Below are 7,192 nucleotides of genomic sequence, written 5' to 3' on the forward strand. Positions count from 1 at the left end.
CTGAGCCCTTCGACTAAGCTCAGGAGAGCCTTGTCGAAGCACACACCGCCTTTCGACAGGCTCAAGGCGAACGGAAACTTAATACTTCACAAGGCCGAATCAATAATTAAGGTGACAACCAAAATATAGGGTATTTATTTAAACGCAATTCAACAGGGTGATATTCGAAAAAAGAATTGCAATAATTGGATTGTCAGGGATTACGTCAGCCTACTATAAGGAATGTCCACCGCTCTCGGTACGGGGCAATCGCTAACAATTACAAAAGGGCCAGATTTATGATACAAAATAGCCGAATCCTGATAGTTGACGATGTGGTCGATAATATCAGGGTTGCCATGAATATCCTGAAAGAAGATGGTTACGAATTCTCGTTTGCGCACACGGGCGCAGAGGCGTTGCGGCTAATTTCCGAAGACGATGAGGATTTCGACTTGATTTTGTTGGATGTCATGATGCCGGGGTTGAACGGCTTTGATGTTTGCCAAAAGCTCAGGGAGAACCACTCCACCCTTGATGTCCCTATTATTTTCTTAACCGCCAAAACCGATATTGAAGCCATAACTAAAGGCTTTGATATGGGCGGCGTTGATTACATCACTAAGCCTTTTCATGCAAACGAACTGTTGGCAAGGGTTAAAACCCACTTGGAGCTATACCAAGCTAAAGACCTGCTGAAAAAACATAACCTTTATCTCAAAAGCAAAGCCACGTTTGAAAGGCAACGCCTGCTGACCGAATTGGAAGATAGCCAAAAAGAGATGATTTTTATCTTGGCAGAATTGATGGAAGCCACGTCTGATGAAACCGGCAAACATATTAAGCGCATAGCGGAAAGTTCGGCATTGATGGCCAAATACCATCCCAGCCTTAATAAAGAAGATGAGGAGACGCTATATCATGCCTCGCCCATGCACGACATAGGCAAAATGACGATTCCTATAGAAATTTTGCACAAACCCGGCAAATATTCCGAGGAAGAATTTTGCATAATGAAGAATCATACAACAAATGCCTATAATCTATTGTCACGCTCTAATCGTAAATTGATTAAAGCGGCGGCTGTTATTGCCCACGAACACCATGAGAAATGGAACGGCAACGGTTATCCGCGCAGGTTAAAAGGGGCGGACATCCATATCTACGGTCGGATCGTAGCCTTGGTCGATGTCTTTGATGCCTTGACGCATAAACGCCAGTATAAAGAAGCTTGGGAAATAAATGAGGCTGTCCGTTACATTATAGAACACCGCGAAACCCAGTTTGACCCCGAACTGGTCGATATATTTGAAGAACATTTGGATGAATTTATCGCCATTGCCAAATCTAAGTGACCGGTACATGATTATCCTGGTTGGATGACAATTTCCCGTGTTCGTTAAGCTATTGCAGGGCTATTTGGACTTCTGTTGGCGCAAGCACGGCAGGGTTCTAACCGCATCACTCATATTCTATTTTCTTTTTTTTCCGACAACCCTTATTGCCGGCGAACAATCTCGTCAGTTAGACCCCGTAAGTATTCAGCTTAAATGGCAGCACACTTTTCAGTTTGCCGGATATTATGCAGCCATTGAACAAGGGTATTACCGCGACGAAGGCCTTGAGGTTTCTTTAAAACCGGTCGATTTATCCAAAGACTTTGTTCACCAGGTTCTCAATGGCGAATCCGAATATGGTGTTTCAGACAGTACTTTACTGATTTATCATTTGAAAGGCTTGCCTGTCGTATTGATTAACCAGTTTTTTCAACATTCGCCGCTGGTTTTTCTTTCCCGCCGCGATTCCGGCATTGTCAGCCCTTATGAAATGGTCGGCAAGAAAGTCTCATACAATTACGCGAAAGAGTGGGACGCGCCACTCAACGCATTATTGCTCAATACCTTGGGCGACAAAAATAAAACCAAACCTCTCAAGTTATACCGTTCCATCTTCCAGTCATTTATTGACCGCAAAATCGATGTCATGTCCGCTTATTCGACGTCCGAACCTTTTTTGCTGAAACAGCAGGGAATCGAAGTCAATATCATTAACCCGCAAAATTACGGTATTGATTTTTACGGCGATAATTTTTTTACTTCGCAAAAAGAACTGCAAGCGCATCCGGAACGTGTCGCCAAGATGAGCCGTGCGACGGTAAAAGGTTGGCAATATGCGTTGGCCAACTCCGAGCAGATCACTGACCTGATCCGAAAAAAATATAATCCCCAGTTGTCCAAAGCGTATTTAGAGTATGCCGCGCGTACAACCAAAGACGTAATCGTCGCTGACCTGGTTGCGTTGGGAACGGTCGACCCCGCGCGTTACCGTCTGACGGCAGAGACTTATCAACGTTTGGGGCTTACCGATAACAGCCATATCGACGATAGTTTTTTTTATAATTTAACCGAGCTCAACAACACTGTTGTCGTGCCTCTAACGGCTGAGGAAAAACTCTGGATTCACGAGCATCCGGTTGTACGTTACGGTGGCGAAAAAGACTGGGCACCCTACGATTTTGTGGATCAGGATGGCAGGCACAGCGGCCTTAGCAGTGATATGTTGCAATCGATAGGCAAATACACCGGCTTAAGGTTTCAGGTGAAAGTGGCCGAGTGGAATGAATTGCTGGCGGAAGTCAAAACGCAAAAAATTGATGTCTTGCCGACCATTATTGAATCCGAAGAGCGAAAGGCCTATTTAAACTTTACCGAGCCCTATCAGTTGGCGATGGCTTATTTTTTTATTCATGAGAGGGTTCAGGCGGACACCCTAGAAGGCCTGAATGGTAAAACCGTTGCGGTTCCCAAAGGTTATGTTTATATCGACGAAATCAAACAAAACTTTCCGAAACTAAGGATTTTGGAAACCGATAACCTGATGGCGGCGGTTCAGGCGGTTATCGAAGGAAAAGCCGATGTGCTGCTTGAGACGTATTCGGTGATGAACTACTTGCTGAAACAAAACAGCATCCCCTCAATCCGGCCTTTCAAACCGCTGCCTTCTGGCGAAGCGCTTAAACTGCACATGGCCGTACGCAAAGATTTGCCGCAGTTGTATTCAATTTTGCAAAAAACCATGGCAGCCATTCCGAAACAGGAAAAACAGCAATTAGATGAAAAATGGCTGGGCTATCAGGAAAAATCCGCCGAAGACTCATTTAAACTGAATGCTACCGAACAGCAATGGCTTGCCGGACATCCGCGCATACGTTTTACTGGCGATCCCAATTGGTTGCCTTATGAAGCATTCGACAACAAAGGCCGCTATATTGGCATGGTTGCCGAATATTTGCAGTTGCTTGAAAAAAGGCTGCATATCAAATTTGATATTGTCCCGACCCGTTCCTGGAGCGAAGCGATCGACAAGATTAAGCGCAATGAAGTTGATGTGCTGTCGGAAACCATTGATTCAGATATGCAATCCCAGTTGCAATTTACCCAGGCTTATTTATCAAGCCCGGTCGTCATCGTCATGCGCGACCAGGAACATTATGTCGACAATATTAACCAAATCAAGTATCGCCGTATCGCCGTCATTAAAGATTACGGCTATAACCCCTCAATTTTTCGTGGTTATCCGACTATAAAATTCACTGAAGTCGATACGATTCAACAAGGTTTGACGGCAGTCTCTACCGGCAAAATTGACGCTTTGCTGTGTACCTTGGCCCATGCGAGTTACTACATCGGCAATCAGGGCATGAATAATATCAGGATTGTCGGTAAAACCGAATTCATGACGCAATTAGGTTTTGGAATCCGCAAAGAGTTTGCGCCATTGGTACCTATATTCGATAGGGCTTTGAACAGCATTGGCCAAAATGAAAAGCAACGCATCAATGATAATTGGGGGAAAGACCGTTTTGTCAGCAAAACCGATTATCAATTATTGACAAAAACAGTTGGCGTTTTTCTGGTGTTATTGGTGTTGTTTTTTTTCTGGAACCGTCGCCTGGTTAAAGAGATTGCCCTACGCAAACATAGTGAACAGCAAGTGACGCTGTTAAACCAGCGCTTTGCGTTGGCCGCCAGTGCTGCGTCGCTTGGCGTTTGGGAGTTGGATTTGCAGGAATCTCCGCGTTTTATTTTCGACGACAAGATGTTTGACATATACGGCATTGCTGAAAAGCGCCAGCTCAGTTGGGAGGAATGGCTGCAGTATGTGCATATTGACGATCATCCAGCCATCCATCAAGCCCTTGCCAGGCTCAATGCCGAGGGTGGAGAGGTGAATATTGAATTCCGGATTGTCCGGCCCGACGGCAAAATCCGCAATATCTCCAGCAGCGGCTGCGGTGTCATGGTCGATGACAAATTGGTCAAAATCACCGGTATTAATCGTGACATCACTAAATTCAAAAATATCGAACTCGATTTACAAAAAGCCAAGATACAGGCGGAGAATGCCAATCAAGCCAAAACGCAGTTTCTTGCCAATATGAGCCATGAAATCCGCACCCCGTTAAATGCAATCATCGGCTTTACCGAGCTGTTGAATGAGCAGATCAAAGACACCAAACTTAAGTCCTTTGTCAAAACCATCCAAACAGCCGGGCATAGCCTGTTGGTGCTCATCAACGATATTTTGGACTTATCGAAAATTGAAGCAGGGAAGATGCGGATCGAAAAAAGGGTTTGTAACCCGCATGGCTTATTTAACGAACTAGGACAAATTTTCATGATGAAGATGAGGGAAAAAAATTTGGACTTTATTCTCGATATTGATCCTAAAATTCCCGAAAATCTGGTCCTTGATGCCACACGGCTACGGCAAATACTGTTCAACCTGATCGGCAATGCGGTCAAGTTTACCGAGCAAGGCCATATTTGCTTGAGAGCCAGGACAGGAAATGAAGACAGCATCCTCAGCAAGTTGGATTTGTATATTGATGTCGAAGATAGCGGCATCGGTATTTCCGAAAACCGGCAAGAATTGATTTTTAAGGATTTTGAACAGTTGGAAGGGCAAGATGTCCGTAAATACGGCGGGACTGGATTAGGGTTGGCCATCAGCAAGCGCTTAACGGAGTTAATGGGCGGCGAGATCTCGTTAGTCAGCCGACTGGGTTTAGGGTCGACTTTTACTATCCACTTAATGGGTGTGGATATTTCCGCGATGGTATTGGAACCGGAATCCACCCAACTAGGCAAACAGGTTAATTTTTATCCTGCCGACATACTCGTGGTTGATGATATTAAGGATAACCGCAATTTGTTAATAGAATGTTTCGCCGATACCCAATTGAAGGTATTGGCTGTTGAAAATGGCCTCGATGCGGTCAATACCGTCAAGCAAGGAAACATTGATTTGGTATTAATGGATATTCGTATGCCGGTGATGGACGGTTATCAGGCCGTCGAACAAATTAAACAATTCTCTAAAGTCCCTGTCGTCGCGCTGACTGCATCGGTGATGCAGGATGAATACGATCGCGACAAGGGCGTACATTTTGACGGCTATTTAAGAAAGCCAGTACTAAAAGCTGATTTAATCGCTGAGCTTATTCGGTTTTTGCCTTATGAAGCTGTTGAAACGATAGCCGTAGAAGAAAAAGCGTTCGAGTTGACTGAGGAAGAATTGCGGGTGCTGCCCAATACCCTTAAAGAACTTGAACGGCACACCCAAACCTGTGAGCAGATCTTAAAAAACAACAATATGTCGGAGATTAAGAAATTTGCCGATGCCATATTTAGGGTCGGCAATAGCAACAACATGGCCGTCGTCACCGACTATGCCACCAAGCTCCATGCGGATATTGAAAGTTTCGACATTCTTGAGATTAAGCGTTCTTTGAACGCCTTCCCTGGGTTGCTTGCGACATTGTGGGATTTCAACCGATAGCTATGTTCCGCCATCAAATCCCAGCTGTCGCCAGGCCTCGTAGCTGATGATGGCGGCAGCGTTCGATAGGTTCAGGCTTCTGTTATTCGGCATCATTGGAATTCTAAGTCGAAGCCCAGGCGCTATGCTGGTTAATATGTCAGCCGGTAAGCCGGCAGTTTCAGAGCCGAATAGCAAGACATCGCCAGTTTGGTAATTGACTTTATCGTAGGATTGGCTTCCCTTGGTTGTGCACGCAAGTATTCGCTTGCCCTGCATTGCGGCGGCAAATTCCGAATAGTTGGCATAGGTAGATACCTTGGCAAGATCGTGGTAATCAAGCCCGGCCCTGCGGAGGTTTTTCTCTTCCAAATTGAAAGCCATTGGCTCAATCAGGTGTAAGCAACAACCGTTATTTGCGACAAGACGAATAATGTTGCCGGTATTGGGCGGGACTTGCGGTTCAAAAAGGGCAATATGGAACATGTTTTAAACGGAGGGATACGGTTAGCTGGGCTTATATTCAGGGCGGGGAATTGATTTGGTTTCAATTTTACCTGACCGAAAGCCCGCTGCCGGTTTTATTTGACAACTTTTGGGTTTGCGCCCGGTGATTTAGGTTTTCTTTCCCTAAGTCTATAGATAATCCTGAACCAATCCTTCGACAGGTTCAGGATTGCGCGGCAATAAGTTGATTATTTGGCTATTTGCATTCTGCGGTTGCGAGCTTAGTTTGGAGTAGTGAAAATAATAAAAGCTGTTTTGTACAAAACATGGTTGGCTTTAACGATCGCTGCTTTATCTGATTTGTGCAAAACTTGGTTGAAGGCATCATTAAGGAGCAACTAGAAGTGTGTAATTCTTGATCTGAGTGTCCGAAACGAAAAACCCGGACGTTCAAAATCAGGAATTAGCTTAAATAACGAAAAAGTGATCGACCTAAACCGGACCGTGAGATAAGGTCAACATTTTTTGGCCTTGATAACGTAAAGCTCAGCAGCGTAGCGTTAGCGGAGTCCGCTGGAGCGTGGTTAGCTGTTCGTGCGCTTGGCTACTTCAATTAGATAACGTAACGCTTCATTAACGGCTTCGGCATTCGGAAACGCAGCAATCACGTCAGGCTCTAAACGAACCGTATCACAGAACCTTTTGCGCCCAGCCCCCAGTTTTCTTACCTGCAAACTTTGCAGATCATACTCGGGCCGTAACTCATCTTCTATTTCATTCTTGTTCATAGGCTTTCCGCTCCGATAGCGTTGCTTCTCTTGCACTGATTAAACGAATACCGTTATTACGTTCCATATAAGAAACGAATAATAATCTCCCTTGAGCCGATTTACCCAGCAGGATAAAACAGTGTTCTGCGAAGGAATGGTCTGGATCATAGAAATCC

The 7,192-nt window shown here is 45.0% G+C and carries 5 protein-coding genes; 2 read left to right on the plus strand and 3 right to left on the minus strand.

The window, feature by feature from the left end:
* Positions 1-278 precede the first annotated feature (278 nt).
* Together MGMO_RS18190 and MGMO_RS18195 are read left to right on the plus strand one after the other, a co-directional pair.
* Positions 279-1,334 carry a response regulator gene (locus MGMO_RS18190; protein WP_023496559.1) on the plus strand — a complete coding sequence of 352 codons (1,056 nt, stop codon included), beginning with the start codon at positions 279-281 and terminating at the stop codon, positions 1,332-1,334.
* A 37-nt stretch (positions 1,335-1,371) separates the two neighbouring features.
* Complete coding sequence (locus tag MGMO_RS18195; protein ID WP_023496560.1) at positions 1,372-5,820, plus strand: ABC transporter substrate-binding protein; 4,449 nt, start codon at positions 1,372-1,374, stop codon at positions 5,818-5,820.
* On the opposite strand, the gene MGMO_RS18200 is transcribed toward MGMO_RS18195, so the two are convergent.
* The 3 genes from MGMO_RS18200 to MGMO_RS21215 all read right to left on the minus strand — a co-directional run.
* A complete protein-coding gene (locus MGMO_RS18200) occupies positions 5,821-6,285 on the minus strand; it encodes a tRNA (cytidine(34)-2'-O)-methyltransferase (RefSeq protein WP_023496561.1) in 465 nt (154 codons plus the stop codon). It abuts the gene before it with no gap.
* 545 nt (positions 6,286-6,830) lie between these two features.
* Entirely contained in the window at positions 6,831-7,034 is a 204-nt protein-coding gene (locus MGMO_RS18205) for a hypothetical protein (protein WP_023496562.1), read from the minus strand.
* On the minus strand, positions 7,021-7,192 hold a 172-nt coding region (locus tag MGMO_RS21215; protein ID WP_161808525.1), incomplete at its 5' end, for a BrnT family toxin. The genes MGMO_RS21215 and MGMO_RS18205, both read right to left, overlap by 14 nt.

Source organism: Methyloglobulus morosus KoM1, assembly GCF_000496735.2.
Classification (GTDB): domain Bacteria; phylum Pseudomonadota; class Gammaproteobacteria; order Methylococcales; family Methylomonadaceae; genus Methyloglobulus; species Methyloglobulus morosus.

What these genes read in the sequence shown, in the direction of transcription:
- MGMO_RS18190 (WP_023496559.1), top strand. Translation starts at nt 279, where the DNA reads ATGATACAAAATAGCCGAATCCTGATAGTTGACGATGTGGTCGATAAT.
- MGMO_RS18200 (WP_023496561.1), bottom strand. Translation starts at nt 6,285, where the DNA reads ATGTTCCATATTGCCCTTTTTGAACCGCAAGTCCCGCCCAATACCGGC.
- MGMO_RS18205 (WP_023496562.1), bottom strand. Translation starts at nt 7,034, where the DNA reads ATGAACAAGAATGAAATAGAAGATGAGTTACGGCCCGAGTATGATCTG.